Raw genomic sequence first — 17,084 nt, 5'->3', positions numbered from 1 at the left:
TTCAGTCCTTCCCAGTCTCGATCACCTTGAGCCGGCTCAGCAGCCACAGAAACGGGTCCTCCACGCGGTGTGGCTGGATGCCGGACTTGGCGACCTTCTGCCGTAGCTGCCCCGGCTCGAGGGCCGGTGGCACGGCGCCGAGAGCCGAGACGCCGAAGTACCGGTAGGTGCGGTAGTGCTTGGCCAGGAACTGGTCGATCTGCCCGCCCTCCCAGTCGTGCAACAGCGCCTGGACGTACGCGTGCACCGCGAGGCTGTTGTTGTCGTCGAAGTACGCGGTGGCCGGCGCCGGCTGCCGCAGCGGGCTCGGCTCGGGCAGCGCGTCCCACAACGCGTCCACTTTGGAGAAGGCGATCGCCACGGGAGTGTCGATCATCCGGTTGGGGCCCACCCCGGGCACCTTCTGGAGCACCTCGGTCACCCGGGTGAGGATGTTGATCGGGCTGTCCGCCTTCGCCGCTTCGCGCTGTCTCTCGGTGGGCAGCACGGACGGATCCAGCCCGAGAGTCTCCACCAACCCGGGGATCGTCAGCGGGTCGAGCAGCACGATGATGCCGTTGGCGCTGCCGAGGTACCGGACGTTCTGCGCGACGCCCTGCTCCGATTCCAGGTCTTCGCCAGCGGTGTCGAAAAAGGACAGCACGGTGTGTCGCAGGGTGCTGCGAAACCGCCGCCGCTCGCCGAGCGAAAACTTGAAGACGAACGGCTCTCTACCCTTGTCCGCCGCCGCTGTGCGGGTGGTCACCGGCAGCACGCCCTCCGAGTAGAGGGTGCGCTCCTCGCTGCCGAACTCGCGCCGGGTCCGCTCGTCCGCGCCGATCACCGCGGCGTCGAAGCGCCGGCCCACCCGGTGGATCAGCTCGTGCAGCAACACCGTCATGTAGACCGACTTGCCGCTGAACTTGGCGCCGATCATCGCCACCATGCGGTTGTCGATTTTGCCGTAGTGCACCGGAAGTTGGCTGTGGCAATGTGGACAGATCTGGATCGTGGCGATGTTGCCGCATCCCTTGCACACGGCGGAGAGCCGCTTGCCGTTGGCCTCCACGACGGGCGGCACGACCCTGTTGTCCCCCAGCTTGGCGCGCACCGGGTCAGGTTTTTGCGGGCATACCTTGCCATCCGGCGCCCGCAGGCCGCCGCACCGAAAGCGCATCTGCTTCTCGGCGAAGGTGCCGTAGCAGTACGGGCAGGTCAGCTTGGACATGCTCAGTGCCCTCCCGGGATACCCATGAGCACCACGGCCGACCCGGCGCCGGCATGGTCGTCGACGAAACAGCCGAGCCGGTACGGTCCGCGGGCGGCCCGCACCGCCACGTCGACGCTCAGCGGGCGCCCCGGATCCAGGCGCTGGGCCGGCACGCGCGCGACCGCGGTGCCCTGCTCCGGCCGTAGCGGCGCGACCCGGCCCGGCGACTGCACCACCACGAGGTCGGGCAGGGAACACGGCTGCTCGCAGCTCAGCTCGATCCGGGTGCGGCGCCGGAAGGGGACGCCGCGCTCGACGAACCGGTAGCTCACCGGTACGCCGACGCCGGTCACCAGCACGGTCACCGGGCTGCCCACGCTCTCGCCCTCGGCGTCGCGACTGACGGTGGCGACCGCGACGTGCACGGCGCCGGACCCGGTGGCGATCTCGAGGCCGCCGTCGTCGCGATAGGAGCGGAGCCAGCAGTCGATCTCTTGCGCGTGTGCGTCGGCACCGGCCTCGGCCGGCCACCAGCGAACCCGGGCCAGCGCCACGCCGGAGGGCCACTCCCAGCTGAGTCGCACCCGGTCACCCACCCGGCGGGCGGCAAGCCGGGTGACCGGCACGGTGTTGGTCACCGAGACGGTCGGCCCGACGACCGCCCGGCCGCCGCCGGCACTGAACGCGGTGACGAAGACCCGTCCCGCCGGCATCGGCACCGCCAGGGCGACGCGGTCGTTCGTCGCCGGCTCCGCGTGCCCGGCGAGCTCCTGGCCGTACCCGCTCAGCTCCGCCTCGGTGATCTCCGCGCCGCGCTGCCAGCGCGGCCGGTGTGCCGCCGCGCGGAGGGTGACCTTGCCGCTGGCCGGCGGTGTCCAGACCAGCCGCAGCCGGCCCGGATCCTGGCCCGGCAACGGCTCGACACCCAGATCCGGAACCGCCTTCGGCGGTGCCTGCGGGGTGACGGTGAGCGTGACGCCGGCGGACTGGACGACCGCGCCGCGCGAGCCCGGATAGCCGGCGCGGACCACGTACCGGTAGTCGTGGCCCGGACTCAGCCCCTCCTCCGTGAACCCGGTGCGGGTGGCGCTCACCGGAGCTCCGCCCGGCTCGCGGACCACGCTGAAGGCGCTGGCGTCGGCCCGTGCCGTCCAGCCCACCCGGACACCGGTCTCGCCCGCCGTCACGGTCACGCCGGTGACCTCGGGCAGCAGCGCCACCGGACCGGCGCTGGCACCGGCCGACCAGACGCCGTCGGACCGCGAGGCGAAGACGGTGTAGTAGAGGTCGTCGCCAGCCGGGGCGGCGCTGTCGGCGAGCTCGTTGCCGTCGGTGCGCCCCACGACGTCGCCGTCGGTCGCCGAGCCGGCCGGCCGTCGGCGGGTGCGGACCACCTGGTACGTGACGCCACCGGTACGGGCCGGGCTGGGCGTCCAGCCGATCGCGACCCGGTCGCCGGCGGAAGTCCCGGCGGTCACCGCGGGCACCGCCGGTGGGGCAAGCGCGCGCAGCCGCCCGGTCAGATCGGTGTCGTCGGCGGCGTCGCGCAGCGCGGTGGTGAGCAGCTCGGCGGCGTGCTCGGGCCGGCCGGCGGCGATCTCCTTCTGCGCCTGGCTCGCGAGCGTGGCCACCCGCTTCGCCACCGCCTCGACGCGGGCCCGCACCTCGCCGGTCTCTTCGGTGGGCAGGGTGCCGAGCAGCCGCTCCGCCGCGCGCAGCGAACCACCGCCGAGCAGTTCGTCGACCTCGCCAGCGGGGTCGCGGCGAGCCGGGGCGGCGGCCGCGCCCCGCATCAGCACGGCCAGGGCGAGCTCTTCGGCCTCCTCCCGCTTCAACCCCAGCTGGGTCGCCTCGCGGGCGACGCGGCGGACCGAGGCCATCGGGAGCTCGGCGGCCGGCGCCAACACCTCGATCAGCTCCCAGAGCACGAGCTGGTCGAGCGTGCCCTGGTCGTAGGCGTCGCGGAGGTTGGTCAGCAGGTTTTCGGTGGCGGTCTTGCGGTCGTCCTGGGCCCGCCGCTCGGCCCGTGCCCTCGCGTCTTCGAACATCGTGACGGTCAGCGGGCCATCCGTCACCCGCAGGCCGGCACGCAGGGTAAAGCCTTCGCCGACCTTCTCGCCGGCCACCGCGTACAGGGACAGCGGCAGGCCGAGTATCCGCACGGACCGCATCACCTCGCGGCTCTTGGCGGGCGGCGCCTCGGGCAGCGGCCACATCTCGTCGACGATGCGCACCCGGCGCTTGGTGAGCCGCTCGCGCAGCTGCGACTCGACCATCGCCCCGCTGAGCCGGGCCGCCACCTTCGCCACGGTGGACGCGGCGACCACCGAGCCGCCGGCCGCCAGGTCTTCCACCGCCTCGTCGAGCTTGCGACCGACCTCGGCGGAGAGCCGGTCCCGCTCGGCCGCGAAGTGCTCGACCGTGAGCTGCCGGGCCTGCTGAAGTGCCTTGTGCGCGGCGTTGAGCGCCTCGACGAGCCGGCGGTACGTGATCTTCTGGCTCAGCGACTGCCAGTACTTGACGACCGTGGCCAGGTGCGCGTCGAACTGGTCGCCGCGGGGAAGCCGGTCGGTGTCGATGCCGTACCGGATGAAGAGGTCCGCCGGCGGGGTGTTCTGGCTTTTCCGCGCCGGATCGAGCACCTCCTGCCGGTAGCGCTCCTGATCGAACATCGGCCGGCCGCCGTCACGCGGAAACGCTGTAACGGGCCACCGCGGAGCGGGCCTCGCTGACCTGCTCGTCGGAGAGCCCGCTCTTGATCTGGAGCTCGATGCGCAGGTCCTTGCCGGTCTTCAGCTCGATGGCGTGCACCCGCAACAGACCGTCGGTCTCCATCTGGAAGGTGACGTCGATCGGCGAACCCTGTGGCAGCGGCGGCAGCCCGCTGATCAGACCCTCGGCGATGTGCTCGTTGTCTTCGAGCACGTCCGACTCGACCGAGCCGGACTGCTCCCAGATCTCCACCTCGATCTCGACCTGGTCCGGGAATGCCGTGCCGAACCGCTGTGGCTCGGTCTCCGCCGGCAGCGGCGTGTTGGCGCGCAGCACGTGCTCGACCGTGTAGAACTCGGCGCCCTGCGCGTCGCGGTTGAGCACCTTGATGCCGAAGGCCCGCGGCACGACGGTGGCGACCCGCTTGCCGGCCAGCGCCCGCACCTTCTCGACCGAGATGTTGAGCTGGTCGGCGACATCCTTGACGGCGGCCTCGGGCGCTTCCGTGCCCTCCTCCGGCAACTGCACCTTGATCGACTCGATGAGCGCGTAATGCGCCGCGCCCTTGGCCACGGCCAGGTCCGGGTCGTGCATCCGCGGCGCGAGGCCCAGCGCCTCCAGACCGGCGGCGACCGCCGGCATCCGGCTGGACCCACCCACCAGCAGCACGTCGTCGAACTCGGTGATGCCCTTCTCCCGAGCCGTCTCCAGGGTGCGCTGGGTGATCGTGAAGGTCCGCTTGATCAGCTCCGAGGTCAGCTCCTCGAACTTCTCCCGGGTCACCTCGATCTTCGAGACGTCGCCGGCGAACCGCGCGTTGAACCGGCGGGTCTGCACGCTGCTGAGCTGCCTCTTGATGTCTTCGGCGCCGGCGGCCAGCTCCTGTAGGAACTCCTCGTCGTCGGCCGCCGTGGAGTCGGGGTGTTCGGCGAGGAACTGTTCGAGCAGGTACTCGGCGAGCCGGTCGTCCCAGTCGGCGCCGCCGAGGTGGTGGTCGCCGTCGGTGCAGACGACCTGGATCTCCTCGGGCGACACCTTGATGACGGTGGTGTCGAAGGTGCCGCCGCCCAGGTCGTACACGAAGAGCGTGCGGGTCTGCCCGGTGGAGAGGGCGTCGTAGTGCAGGGCGGCCGCGACCGGTTCGTCCACAATGCTCAGTACGTTGAGGCCGGCTATCGCGCCGGCCTTCCGCGTGGCGTCGCGCTCCGCGACCCCGAAGTAGGCCGGCACCGTGATCACCACGTCCTTGACCTCTTCGCCGCAGTTTTCGCTCGCGGCGCGGGCGAGCTCGCGGAGGATGAGCGCGGAGATGGACTCCGGCGAGTGTGTCTGGCCGTGCGCGGTGATCTCGAAGGACTTGCCCATCTGCCGCTTGATCAGTGAGACGACGAGGTCGGGGCGCAGCTTGGCGTTTGCCTTGGCGTCCTTGCCGACCACCACGTGATCCGGCTCTTCGAAGTAGACCACCGAGGGCGTGGTGTCGTCGCCGATCGCGTTCTTGATGATCGCCGGTCGGCCGGTCTCGTCGATGCGGGCGACGCAGGAATAGGTCGTGCCGAGGTCGATGCCGAAAGTCGCCACGGATTACTCACTTCCCGACGGGGTCTGGGTGGATGGGTTGGTCGACATCCGCGAGCGGGACGTCGATCGCGTCGCCGGCCGGCGGCTCGAAGCGGTACACCCGGGCCCGGGCCGGGCGGCGCACCTTGCCGGACTCGATCTCGAGCAGGCCGGCCGAGAGCGGCTCGGCCACCGTGCTGTCCAGGGCCGGATCGCGGGTCGGCACCGTGCCCGCCGGGCCGTGCCGTCCGGACTGGTAGGCCTCGCCGGCGACCGCCGCGAACATCTCGTAGCCGCACCGCTCGATCGCCAGCTCGATCCCGTCGGCGTAGCTCTCCAGCAGCCGGGCGGCAAGCGGCTCTTCGGTGGCCAGCCGCTGCGCCTCGCGCGCCATCGAGTCGTGGAGGCGAATCAGGTCGGTCACCACCGGCTCCAGAATCACGCGGCGCAGGCCGTCGCGAAACTCCTGGTTTTCCGCGTGGAGCCGGTCGATGATCGACTCACGATGGGCCGAACGCCGGTGGAACTCGGCGAGCTGTTCCTCTATCCGCTCGAGCCGGGCGGCGACCGGATCCGGCTCTGGCACCTGCCGATCGTGCTCTTCCACAAACCCTCGCCCTCAATCGGTGTGCACCGGAGAATTCGGAAGGTAACGAGGCGATAGCCGGAACGGCATGCCCATTTGTTCGCATTGACGGGCGTGCGGCCATCGCCGCCAGCCGTTCGATGGACCGCGAACCAAACACACCGCCGCGGCAGTGCCATCGGCCCAGGTCCGGCGTCTGTCCACAACGGAGTCACCGGCTCGGGACCGGCGCTGTCAGATCGTGGACTTTGGGTCGGGGATCTCGGCTGGTTTAGATGGGTGCGTTGCCGGCGGTGCGGCCGCCGTGTGGATCGAGCGGCGGGCAGCAGCCCAGCAGCGCTCGGATGTATGCGGCGGCGACCGCCGACGCGTAAGGCCGCCAGAGCGTGCCCATGCGGCTGTCGCCGTAGTCGCTGATGCCGCGGACCACCAACCACTCGCGGCCGCTGGCGAAGGCCGACGACCCGATCCCGGACGCTTCCATCTCGATGGCGCGCAGGTCGTACCTCTCCGCCAGCGCGTCCCGCAGCTTCGCGTTGCGCAGCGAACGGTTCGCGGAGCCGATCCGTCCTTCGTGGACTTTCGACCGCCCGGGGCGGTGTCCGGTCAGCGCCGGGTCGGGGTGTACGTCGTCCCCGTCGTACGCGCGGAGCACGTCGGTGGCGGGATCGGGGCGGGCGAACGCCGGACGCCGCTCGATCAGCCGGGCGAGCTCGTCCTCCCAGGGCCGGTGTCCGCGGATCTCCTGTGCCGCCAACGCCTTCGCGCGGCCGCACAGCAGCGGCGACGGCACTGGAAAGCCCTGCCGCAAGGCGAGGCCGCCGTCCCGATCCACGACGTGGTCGTAGTCGACGATGCCCCAGGTGGACACGACGGTGTCGCCGAGCCGCACGTGCTTGTCCGGCCGGGCGGGCATGGGCACGCCGGCCGCGATGCCGGTCATCAGCACCTGGTCGACCGATCCGAAGCTGCGCAGCAGGTGGGCCACGGCCGCCGCGGCGGCGTTGTTGGCCGTGTCACCGAGCATCGTCAGCACCACGTGATGGGGCTGGCCCGGCTGGGCGCTGGGGACGGTGCCACGGGTGTAGAGGGAACGGTCGCCGGCGATCGGCCACTCGGTCGCGTCGTCGATCAGCATCGCCATCGCCTCGTACTCCTCGGGCAGCGCGGCGACCAGCCCGATGGTCGGGGATGGTGCCGTGCCGCCCGTGGATGGCCGGCTTGTGGCTAGCGCACGTTCCCGTGCGTTTCGGAGGTAGCGCTGGTCGTCGGCGAGGGTCGAAGCCACCCAGTCGGCGGTCTCGCGGTCGTCGGCGAACAAGCCGCCGAGCGGCGCGGCGCCGGGCGCGACCGCCCGCATCGCGGTCGCCATGTTGGACCGCGCGATGTCGACCGTGCCGTAAAGGTCGTCAAGCTTGGTCAGCAACACCGTCAGCGCCGCTGCCTCCGTGCCGCCCGCCGCGGCGGCGCGGAGGGCGCCGTCGGCGGCCATCCGGACGCGCAACTCGTAGCGGATCTTGGCGGCGTCGACGAGGTATCGGGTCAGCGGTGCGATCGCTCCTCCGCCGCCCGACCACACCAGCCCGCTGAGCACCTCGTGACTCTCGTCCGGCGCGACCGCGAGGATGCGCCGCTCGGCCCGGTGGTGATCGTCGAACGGCGGCAGCTCCCACAGCGTGCAGCCGGCGACCGATACGCCGTCTCGCTGCCACAGGTCACCTGCGGCCACGGCATCGGTTGTCGCGGTCGGCGTGATGCCCAGGTAGAGCCGGACGACGCCGAGCAACTCGCCGGTGCCGCCCGCCGCGACCGCGTCCCACTCCCGCTCGCAGCCGGCCCAGGTGGGCGCGTCAGGATCGGCACGCCAGCCGACGGAGAGGACGACGACGTCGTGTTCCCGGCGCAGGATCGCCTGGACCCGCTGATCCGGTCGCTGCCGGGCGGCGAGGATCGGACCGGTCGGCAGCAGGGCGCATGTGGCTGGCAGGTCCACGGGCGGCCGGCGGTCGTCGACCGGCTCGGTCGCGGCCAACAGGTCTCCCACGCCCACCCAGATCCGCCGCACCTGCCGGTAGGCGGCCTCCGCCCACGGACCGTCCAACGGCGCGATCGCATGGACCACCAGCTCCTGCCGGACCGGCGCGGAGGACACGAGCGCCGGACCGCGACGGGGCGGCGCCGGAAGTGTCTCCGCACCGGTCAACGCGTGCACGAGCATGTTCGAACGCAGCCGCAGCGACCTCGGGGCGGGAGAGGTCAGGTCGATCGGGATGATGCGCCCCGGGCTCAACGCGTCGAGATCGGTGATCGCTCGATCCAGCGCGTCACCGTCTCGGTCGGCGATGGCACCGGCCATGTCACCCAGGGCACCCGCGACCTGCCGCCACCCCTCGGCCGGAAGCCGCCACTGCTCCATCTCGGCCAGCGTGGCGAGCGCGTCGTCACGAAGCTCACCGCCGGCCCAACCCGCCCCGTCCGGCACAGCTGACACAGGCTCGGCGGCTCCCATGCCGCGCGACTGTAGCTACGTTTCCAGCGGAACAGAATCGCCGAATGGCTGCGGATCAACGACAGAACCCACCTGCCCGCATCATTGCCAGGAGTGTCGTAGCGTCGGCGCTTTGGGGTAGCTGTCGTATTGCTGAACGCTGATGGTGGTGACCGGCGACCTGTTGGCGGTGATCAGCCGGTTGTCCGCCACCGGCCAGAGCCGGCCGTCGTCGAGGAGGTAGCCGGCCGGCCTACCGGCGGCTCTGACGGCCGGGACGCCGGTGTGCAGGGAGGCTCCATACGGGATTTGGTGGAACGTCTGGGAAGAGACATTCACCCTGTTACCTGTCAGGGCGGTGTAGACGCCGAGCTCTTGGATCTGTAGGCGTCGGCCGCCGGTGATGTACGTGGCCGGCAGGCCGGCACTTTCGATTCCGTAGCCGTTGAACAGAGCAGCCACCTGGGCGTCGGTCAGTTGGCCACAAGTGCGGCCGGTGAGCAGGTCGAACCCGAAGTGGCCCAGGGTGTGCGGTGGTGCGGTGGCGGTCGACTGGATCACGTCGATGGGTACCCGGCCGCATTCGCCTTGGGGGGTGACGATCGCGTGTTTGTCGGGCTTGGCGACCAGGGCGGGGCCTTCGGTCCAGGTGCCGGGCAGCAATCCGTTCGGGTGCGGGTGGATGCGCAGGTCGTTACGGTCCAGGAACTCCAGAACCGTCCCGCTTGAATTCGGACCGTTGCTCGCGACGATGAACGCCTGCAATACGTCGGAGTACTGCCAGTCCACCGAGAAACCGTTGAGCACGGAGAAGCTGCGGTCGTTGTCCGCCGTCCGTGGCTGCCAGCCGGTCGCGCTGAACACTTCGACGCCGCTCTGGAAGGTGGGGTCGGTGGAGCGCCAGGCGAACTGCCCCGCACCGTTGTCGAGAGCGCCGCTGGCGGTCGTGTCGGTAAACAGCAGGTAGAACATCCCGTCGAGGTGGACGACGCTGGGCTGGCCGGCGCCGTACCTGTTGGGCCGATCGACCTCGAAGGCGGGCGTGATGATCGGGCGCCCCTGGTTGAGCCTTTGCCATTGCAGGCCGTTGGTGCTTGAGGCCACGCCGATCTGGGTCAAATCCGGTGATCCGTCCCGGGAGCCGCCGTAGTACATGTAATAGGTGCCATCGACCCGCACCACCGACGGGTCGCAGGTGTGCTGATCCCAGCCAGTCGCGGTGCCGTCGAAAACCCGCAGCGGCTGGCCGCCGCCGGGAGCGCGGAAGGGTCCGCCGAGGGAGGGCGATTCGGCGTACAGGATGTCGTCGCCGGGTACCGTCCCTCCCGAGAGCTGGCTGCACCACCACATCCGGTAGGGGCCGTCAGCGATGACCGCCGGCGCGTAGTCGTACACGTTCCGGGTGATCAGCCCGCCGGGGTGCGAACGGTAGGAGTCAGTGGGCAACACGCTGGACTGGTCGGCAGCCGCGGGGCCGGCCGCGCCCCCGACGGATCCGGCGAAAACCAACGCCACCGGCAGGAGTCGACGGAGGACGAGCCGCCCCAACCTGCGAGTGTTCGGCCAACCTGGCCGGGCAGTGACGGTTCTGCCAGGTGTCATGATGCACGTTCCTCCCACCGTGGATGGCTGATGCGATCTCCATCGAACTGCTCGCGGCTTTCATCTCGCTGACGCGGCACTGACTCTGGTCGTTCCTCGACGGCCCGGGCGCTTCAGATGAGCGTTGCGGGCACCGGCCAACGCGACATCCGATAGGGCAGCGTCGTGGCGTGGTCGCCTATGCGTAGCAGCAACCCTTCGGCCAACAGGGCATCGGTCGCTTCCCGCTCGGCGGGCTCCAGGCGGGCCAGCGACCTCGGCTGGAGATAATGCGTGAAGGCGTCGACGAGCGCCGGATCGTCGAGGACGAAGTTCGCGGAAGCATCGGCGTTCCGCACATCCTTGACCTGGATGAACGCCGGCCCCCTCCGGAAGTAGCACAGGCCCACCCGGAAGGCGGCTCGCCACTCGTCGATTCGCGGATCGCCGCCGGTCGGTGGCGGGAGATGGTGCAACGCGGTCACGTCGATCGTGTCAGCGAGCTCGCCCCGCCACTGTGTGATGACGCCCTTGGACAGGTGGTCGCGCAGCAGGCATATGAAGCGAAGCGTCGGCTCGGGCCGCCCTCCCAATCGCATCACCTCGCCGGCGAGGGGGATCATGCCGAGACTCCCGCCCGCGCCGATTCGCAGAGGTGGATCTTTTGGGGAACGTCGGTGGTCGCCAACGACACCCAGGCGTCTCCGTCGTGGAAGACCAGGCCGGCCGTCAGGCAACCCTGCAACCAGGTGCCGACCACGTCGCGCTCAACGCTGTGTCCACGCTCGCTGAGATGGGTGACCAAGCCCTTGACGGTGCGGCGTCCGTTGAGAGCGCGGTAAGCGTCCGCGTGCCAGCCGGTGAGCCGATGCTCGACCGGCGGCCAGCCCACCCGTCGGTCAGCCACCAGGATCTCGGCGCCCTGATCATCGGCAACCAGGGCTGAGTGCGGATAGCCGCGCTGCCAACGCTCTATCGCCTCCGTCAACGCCTGCGCCACCTCCGCGGTGATGCCGGCGTCGTCGCAGTCGAAGAAATACACGAGGTCGGCCAGCTCGGCCTCCGGCAGGTCATAGATGTGGCGGCAGAACTTGGCCGGCTCGCGGCGGGTGAAACCCAGCTCGGGGCGTTCGAAGTATGGGCTGAACCGCTCCATGATGATTCGATCGGAGTAGCTTGGCGGCTGGAGGTGGACCAAAGCGGGCATCTGGTCTATGACACTCCAGTAGTCTTCTGGAAGCTCGCCCGGAAACCCGTAGAGGTAGTTCCATTCACAGGTAACGTGATTGTTTTCGCAGTCCCGCAGAAGCCGCACGTTGGTAGCGCCGTCGACTCCTTTGTCCATGAGCTTCAGCACATGGCCGTTCAAACTCTCGATCCCGGGTTGGAGCAACATGACTCCGGCAGAGCTCAACGCCTCGATCTGCGCACTCTTCAGGTTTGACTTGATCTCGTAGAAGACCCGCAGATCCCAATCGGCCTCGGTCATGCGAGGGAGCAAGGTCTTGAAGTAGTCCATGTCCAAAATGTTGTCGACCGTTACCACGTCAAGGATCTGGTGACGCGCGACCAACGTACTCAGCTCGTTCCAGAACTGATCGGCCGACTTACTCCGGAATGCCATCAGCGAGCCATTGAGCCCACAAAAGGTGCAATGATGCTTCTCACCCCACCAACAGCCGCGCGAGCTTTCGATCACCAGCTCGGGTGAGACATAGGGACGCAGCGGTGAGCGCTCGAGTACGTCCTGCCAGCCGTCGTAGTCCGGCACCGGAACGATTCCCTGCGGAACGCTCTGGGTAGCCTGCGCGTTGGCCACCGAACAGTCGCCATCCCACCAGCACAAGCCCGGGACATCGGGGAACCCGCCGCCGGCTTCGATCCTCTCCAGCAGCGCGGGCAGCGCCCGCTCGCCCTCGCCGCGGACGACGAAGTCGATGAACGTGAAGTTTCTGTGCAGCGCGTGCCCCATCGGCCCGTCGCAGTTGGCGCCACCGAACACGACTATGAGATCGGGCCGGACCTTCTTGAGTCGGCGCGCGAGCGCGAGACTCGGCACGTTTTGCATGAAGGTGCTGGAGAAGCCGACGATGTCCGGTTCGAAGGCGCAGACCTCTGCTGTTGCCGTTTCCAGGTAGTCGTCGGTGACGGCGCGCATCCTCATCACGGTGTCGACGTCGAGGCCGAAGTTCGTGGCGGTCTCCCGCAGCTCCTCGACGTTCCGCCCGGGGTCGTCGTAAAGGCAGCCCGCGAATACCAGCTCGCCGATGCCATGGAAGACACCCGTGTCGGCAATCTTCGTATAGTCCGACGGCGGCACGCCGACCCGCGCGAACATGTGTTCGGCCCATCGGATCCCGCCGTGATACTCGGCCACCTCGACGCCGGCGCACTCGCGCCTGACGAGGCTGTGAAGCAGTCCGATCGGGAGCGACGGGCGGTTGATCGCCTGCCAAGGCATCGCCGCGAGCGTGAGCCGCATGGTTTTCCCCTAAACCGTTCTTACAAGAAGTGACGCATGTTGAGATGCCGGCGCGTCAACTGAGCTCGACGTGGTGCACGATTCGACGCGCCGGCATCACGCGCTAGCGGAGCGTCTACGATCCCTTCGGGGTCCCGGTGGGTTTGCCCATCGTGATCCGAACTGACTTGTACTTCTTGTCCGGCAGAATGGGCGTCTTCTTGATGGCCATCGACTCACTCCTTCCATTGTGTTGGGCTAGGTCGGCACCGCCTCGATCGCCTTGACGTCGTTGTCTTCGGACAGGGCGGTGATCGACGACAGTTCGAAACCAGCCGACTTCAGCAGCGCCGCGAATTCGTCCCTGGTGCGCTCGCGACCGCCCGTCGTCACGAGCAATCCGAGATCACCCGTTGTCGTGTAGCGGTCGGAACTACCCAGCTCGTCCGGCAGCACGAGCTCGATCACGATGAGCACGCCATCCGCCGGCATCACGCGCCGGCAGTTCGCGAGGATTCTTGCGGCGTCCGCATCGCTCCAGTCCAGCAGGATGTATTTCAAAATATAGGCGTCGCCGCCCTCCGGAACGCTCTCGAGGAAGTCGCCGGAAACCACCTGGCACCGATCCGTCGCGCAAACCCCGGCAAGCCCGGCCGGCGTATCGAAGAGAATCCCCCGCATGGCAGGGTTGGCGCGGAGCAGCCCGGACAACAGGGCGCCACGCCCCCCGCCGACGTCGACAACCGTGTGGAAACGCGAACAGTCCAGGCGGGTCAAGACTTCCGGCGAGAACGCCATGCTCGTGTCCCGCGCCGAGGCCTCGTGGTAGTTGGCGGAAAGCTCGGGATGCTCGGCCAGGTGATCGAAGATGGTCATGCCGAAGATGTGCTGGAACGCCGACTGTCCCGTCTCCACGCTGTTTAGCAGACCACCCCAGGATCGCCACGAGGCATCGTCGCAGGACGCCAGCGTGAGTGCTTTGACCGAACGTGCGGCGTTGGCGCGCAGGGGCCGTCCGAGCGAAGCCAGGCCGAACACCCCCGGTGCCACCTCGGCGACTACGCCGAGATGCGTCAACGCATGCAGCAGTCGAGTCAGCGCGTGGACGTCCGTCCCCGTGGCGGCGGCCAGCTGAGCGCTACCCTGCGCGCCATTTTCCAGGAGATCGGCAATACCAAGCCGGGTAGCCGCATAGATGACCTGGGAGAAGCGGAACCCGAAGATGAGCTTGAGCAGTTCCGATTCGGCCCGCGCGTCTGAAGCGTCCCCGTCTTCTGGGTCAGAGTGCAAGAGCATGCCCCTTACGTGGATGCCTCGGCTGCGACAGCGGTCGGCCGAAGTCAACCACGGCCGGCTTTCGCCGCGATGACGTCTCACTGTCGTCGCGCCGGCATCCCACCGTGCTCGCGTTCATCGACCAGGGTCGCCGGCCGCGCAAGGGGAAGCACAGATGTGCGCAGAAGATCCAAAAAGATAGCGCCAGATCGATGGACTTAGTGTCCTGACCTGGCGCTCGAATGGGTGGAGCCGAGGGGACTCGAACCCCTGACCCCCACACTGCCAGTGGCGATCTCACGAACTTCGCTGACCTTGCAGCGCTGTGACCTGCGCCGGGGGTAGCGCCTTCCCCGCGGTTCCCCGTCCGTGCCCGGCGCCGACCGGTCTAACTGGCACGGATCTGGCACAGGGTCTGGGAGGGAAGAGCGGCTGAAACACCGGAGAGGTTCGCTGTCTCTCTCGTGTTTCAGCCGCTCTTCCGGTGTCACTCGACTGTCACTCATGACCAGTAGCGTTTCCGCAGGCCAGCGGCGGTTAAGTGACACGGGTGACACGGGTGACACCTTCGGCGCCGCACAGGTCATCTCACCCCCTGGCCTGTATGCGCTTGTAGATCTCTCTCGCGGCGTCGGCCGCTGAGATTTCTGCTGTGTTGAACGTCAGGTCAGCCGTCGCTAGCGGGACGGTCTCATCCCATGCCGATAGCCGGTCGTTGAGGTCGGCCGTCCCTCGGTCACGGATGCGCTGCGCGGCGACTTCACGCGGACACCATAGGTGGACAACCAGCCATCGCGTATCCGGCACGCTCGCGGCCACTACGGCAACGGCTTCCACCTGTCCCAGGTGAACGACTGGCACGCTCTCCGCTAGTTGCTTCGCGAGCATAGCCCGGTCGATCACGTAGGTAGACCCATAGCGACGGTTTTCCCAAATAATCTGATGCTGCGCGCGAAGCGCGGCGATATCGGATTCTGTCGCCATGCGATATCCGGCCGTTCTCCCCTGCCCAGCTTTCAGTCGGCGATACAGTACATAACGAGGATCGATCCTCGTTAGCTCGCCAGTAACTGTGTCTTTGCCACTCCCCGGAGGACCGTACAGGATGACACCATCGTTCATGCCGCCTCGCCAAGAATCCGCTTAAGCAACTCCTGCGCCTGATCCTGCAATGGCGAGCTAGATGCCGAGTTGTCGATGACGACATGCTCACCACTCGGCCGGAAATCGGGCTTGATCCTTGTCAGCCAACCCGGCCAGTCGGATAGCTTCGCGGCATCTCGCGCCGCGCCACGGCGGCGAATGTAGGTGTGCATCGTATCGGCATCGCAATACACCCATATCAGCGTTGTGACCGCGTCCATCCCGCTGAACAGCGCTTGTGTCCTGCCGATCCACACAGGATCGCCAAACTCCTGCACGAATGGCGCCGTCACAATAGCGCTGCTTCCGCACTCAACATTCTCTGTCGTGGTGGCGATAAGCGACTCGTATTCGCGTGGTCGAATCGTGTTGACATAGGTGTCGGAATCACGGTCGTGCGGGGACTGACCCAGGATTTCTAGTGCGATTTCGACGACAGGCCGCGTAAGCGTATCCTTGTCGAGCATCGGCCAGCCTGTTTCTCTTGCGATGATACGGCCTAATTCGGTCTTCCCGCTGCCGGCATATCCACCGATCAACAGCACGTGTGGCTTTCGTAGGCGCACTTCGCTTCGCCTCGTCTGACCCGGTGCCCGAACAACGCGCTTAGAGCGCGACTTGCTCTCTACTAGGCCGTCTGCAATGAGGATCTTCATTGCCTCGTTAATCGTGAAGACGCTGACGTCCCAGGTCTGTGCTAGCTCGCGCGTTGAGGGCAATACGTCGCCATCCCTCAGAACCCCCGCGTCGATGTCGTTTCTGATATTCCGCGCGACCTGCTGATGTAACGATTCTGCCCGCGTCAGTCGTGGCCGGGGTGAAGACATTGCGCGCTCCCTCGGAGCTAGGCGTCGATCTGATCAGCCCGAGCATACCAGTGCCCTAACAGTCACCTAACAGTGACCAACGGCACATCATCCCTGCTCAGTGCCACTTCGTGCCACGTCCTACCTGACCAGTTGACCCGTAGTCCAAACAACTGTTAGGTTACCGGCATCACAAAGACCGGCTGGGTGTCGGGGAAGGCGGTCTCTTCGGGGACCGCACGCCTACGGCCCGCCGTGATCGCTGGCTCATTGACAACTGAAGGGGCCGTGGCCTCCCCGGAAAAGGTCACCGCGCACGCCAAGGTCCGTGCGCTCCTACCCCGGTTGACCTGGGGTTTCCCTGTCTCTGCCGGCGGCACGTTGCGCTGATGCCGCGTGCCGCCAGCGGCTCCACTTCGACCCCCTGTGAGGAATCGACATGGAAACGTTCGACCTGCCCGCGCTGGCCGAGGCCGGCCCGACTGTGGAAGACCTCGCCGCGATCGCCGCCGAGTGGCCGCTGATCGAGGCCGAGCTTGACCTGCTGGACGCCGAGATCCGCATCATCACGACCGACGACAACCCCTCTGACCTGGACTGGCGCCGCCTGCGCCGGGCCGAAACTCGCGTACTGCGCGAGGCGACCGCGTTCTACGGCCGCACGTCGAGCGCCGCCGCGCCGCATCGGCAGGTGGCCTAATGAGCGCCCACAACACGCCGCGACCGGCGCACCCGCTGGCCCGCGCCGGCCGCGTGGCCCGCGTACTCGGCCCGATCGCCGGCATCGGCGCCGCACTGTCAGCCATACCCGGCGTGATCGGCACGGCCGGCGCTCTGCTGGCGATCGCCGCCGGAACGCCGGCCGTGGTGCTCGGCGTCTACGACGTGCGCCGCTGGCTCCGATCCGGCAGGCCATAGCCGTGAGCCGGATACGCGCCGCCTACTACGACCCGGAAGGCGACCGGTACGGCATCCCGACCTACTGGTGGCGCGGCGCGCCGGCCTGCTACGCGACCCGGCGCCAACTACGCGACCGCGGACTACGGCCCGCCGGACAGCCGATCGCCGCTCAGATCTTGTGGCGCGGCATCGGCGGCACCCGGGTGGCCTACCTGTACCGCCTCGACCTGGCCCGCCCGAAGCGCACCGCCACGACGCGCCAGCGCGCCGCGATCGACCGGGCGCTACTCGCTCGGCGCACCTGCCCGATCTGCCGCCGCGTGCGGCCCTACTACATCCCTCGCTCGCTCGGCGAGTGCCTCGACTGCAACGAAGGACGGTAA

At 68.2% G+C, this 17,084-nt stretch carries 14 protein-coding genes; 3 read left to right on the top strand and 11 right to left on the bottom strand.

The annotated features are described in order from the left end of the window. Position 1: 1 nt before the first annotated feature. From ACTMTJ_RS31750 to ACTMTJ_RS31700, 11 genes are all read right to left on the bottom strand, one after another. Entirely contained in the window at positions 2-1,207 is a 1,206-nt protein-coding gene (locus tag ACTMTJ_RS31750) for a hypothetical protein (RefSeq protein ID WP_441222327.1), read from the bottom strand. A 2-nt stretch (positions 1,208-1,209) separates the two neighbouring features. Continuing rightward, positions 1,210-3,861, bottom strand: coding sequence for a hypothetical protein (locus ACTMTJ_RS31745; RefSeq protein ID WP_441222326.1), 2,652 nt, complete (start codon positions 3,859-3,861; stop codon positions 1,210-1,212). 13 nt (positions 3,862-3,874) lie between these two features. Next, a complete protein-coding gene (locus ACTMTJ_RS31740; protein WP_441222325.1) occupies positions 3,875-5,482 on the bottom strand; it encodes an Hsp70 family protein in 1,608 nt (535 codons plus the stop codon). A 7-nt stretch (positions 5,483-5,489) separates the two neighbouring features. Further along, on the bottom strand, positions 5,490-6,047 hold the full coding sequence (locus ACTMTJ_RS31735) for a molecular chaperone GrpE (RefSeq protein ID WP_441222324.1): 558 nt from the start codon (positions 6,045-6,047) through the stop codon (positions 5,490-5,492). Between the two features lie 271 nt (positions 6,048-6,318). Next, the gene (locus ACTMTJ_RS31730) at positions 6,319-8,556 is read right to left on the bottom strand and encodes a CATRA conflict system CASPASE/TPR repeat-associated protein (protein ID WP_441222323.1); all 2,238 of its coding nucleotides are present in this window, start codon (positions 8,554-8,556) and stop codon (positions 6,319-6,321) included. Between the two features lie 81 nt (positions 8,557-8,637). After that, entirely contained in the window at positions 8,638-10,050 is a 1,413-nt protein-coding gene (locus ACTMTJ_RS31725; RefSeq protein ID WP_441222322.1) for a hypothetical protein, read from the bottom strand. A gap of 200 nt (positions 10,051-10,250) precedes the next feature. Further along, a complete protein-coding gene (locus tag ACTMTJ_RS31720; protein ID WP_441222321.1) occupies positions 10,251-10,739 on the bottom strand; it encodes a DUF5825 family protein in 489 nt (162 codons plus the stop codon). After that, on the bottom strand, positions 10,736-12,598 hold the full coding sequence (locus tag ACTMTJ_RS31715) for a RiPP maturation radical SAM C-methyltransferase (RefSeq protein ID WP_441222320.1): 1,863 nt from the start codon (positions 12,596-12,598) through the stop codon (positions 10,736-10,738). The genes ACTMTJ_RS31720 and ACTMTJ_RS31715 overlap by 4 nt, the downstream gene beginning before the upstream one ends. A gap of 237 nt (positions 12,599-12,835) precedes the next feature. Beyond that, entirely contained in the window at positions 12,836-13,867 is a 1,032-nt protein-coding gene (locus tag ACTMTJ_RS31710) for a methyltransferase (RefSeq protein WP_441222319.1), read from the bottom strand. A 573-nt stretch (positions 13,868-14,440) separates the two neighbouring features. Next, positions 14,441-14,974 (bottom strand): AAA family ATPase, encoded by a 534-nt coding sequence (locus tag ACTMTJ_RS31705; RefSeq protein WP_441222318.1) that lies wholly within the window; start codon positions 14,972-14,974, stop codon positions 14,441-14,443. Further along, complete coding sequence (locus ACTMTJ_RS31700; protein WP_441222317.1) at positions 14,971-15,822, bottom strand: GntR family transcriptional regulator; 852 nt, start codon at positions 15,820-15,822, stop codon at positions 14,971-14,973. Before ACTMTJ_RS31700 ends, ACTMTJ_RS31705 begins: the two co-directional genes overlap by 4 nt. A 418-nt stretch (positions 15,823-16,240) precedes the next feature. Between ACTMTJ_RS31700 and ACTMTJ_RS31695 the strand changes: the two genes are divergently transcribed. Genes ACTMTJ_RS31695 through ACTMTJ_RS31685 form a run of 3 tightly spaced genes read left to right on the top strand, consistent with a single transcriptional unit; the run spans position 16,241 to position 17,084 of the window. Then, complete coding sequence (locus ACTMTJ_RS31695; RefSeq protein WP_441222316.1) at positions 16,241-16,501, top strand: DUF6284 family protein; 261 nt, start codon at positions 16,241-16,243, stop codon at positions 16,499-16,501. Then, positions 16,501-16,719: a hypothetical protein gene (locus tag ACTMTJ_RS31690; RefSeq protein WP_441222315.1), complete on the top strand. Its 219-nt coding sequence runs from the start codon at positions 16,501-16,503 to the stop codon at positions 16,717-16,719. The genes ACTMTJ_RS31695 and ACTMTJ_RS31690 overlap by 1 nt, the downstream gene beginning before the upstream one ends. A 2-nt stretch (positions 16,720-16,721) precedes the next feature. After that, positions 16,722-17,084: an RRQRL motif-containing zinc-binding protein gene (locus ACTMTJ_RS31685; protein WP_441222314.1), complete on the top strand. Its 363-nt coding sequence runs from the start codon at positions 16,722-16,724 to the stop codon at positions 17,082-17,084.

The organism is Phytohabitans sp. LJ34 (genome assembly GCF_052068095.1).
Taxonomy (GTDB): domain Bacteria; phylum Actinomycetota; class Actinomycetes; order Mycobacteriales; family Micromonosporaceae; genus Phytohabitans.
The sequence above is the reverse complement of the archived record's forward strand: the minus strand, read 5'-3'. Positions and strand labels throughout refer to the sequence as shown.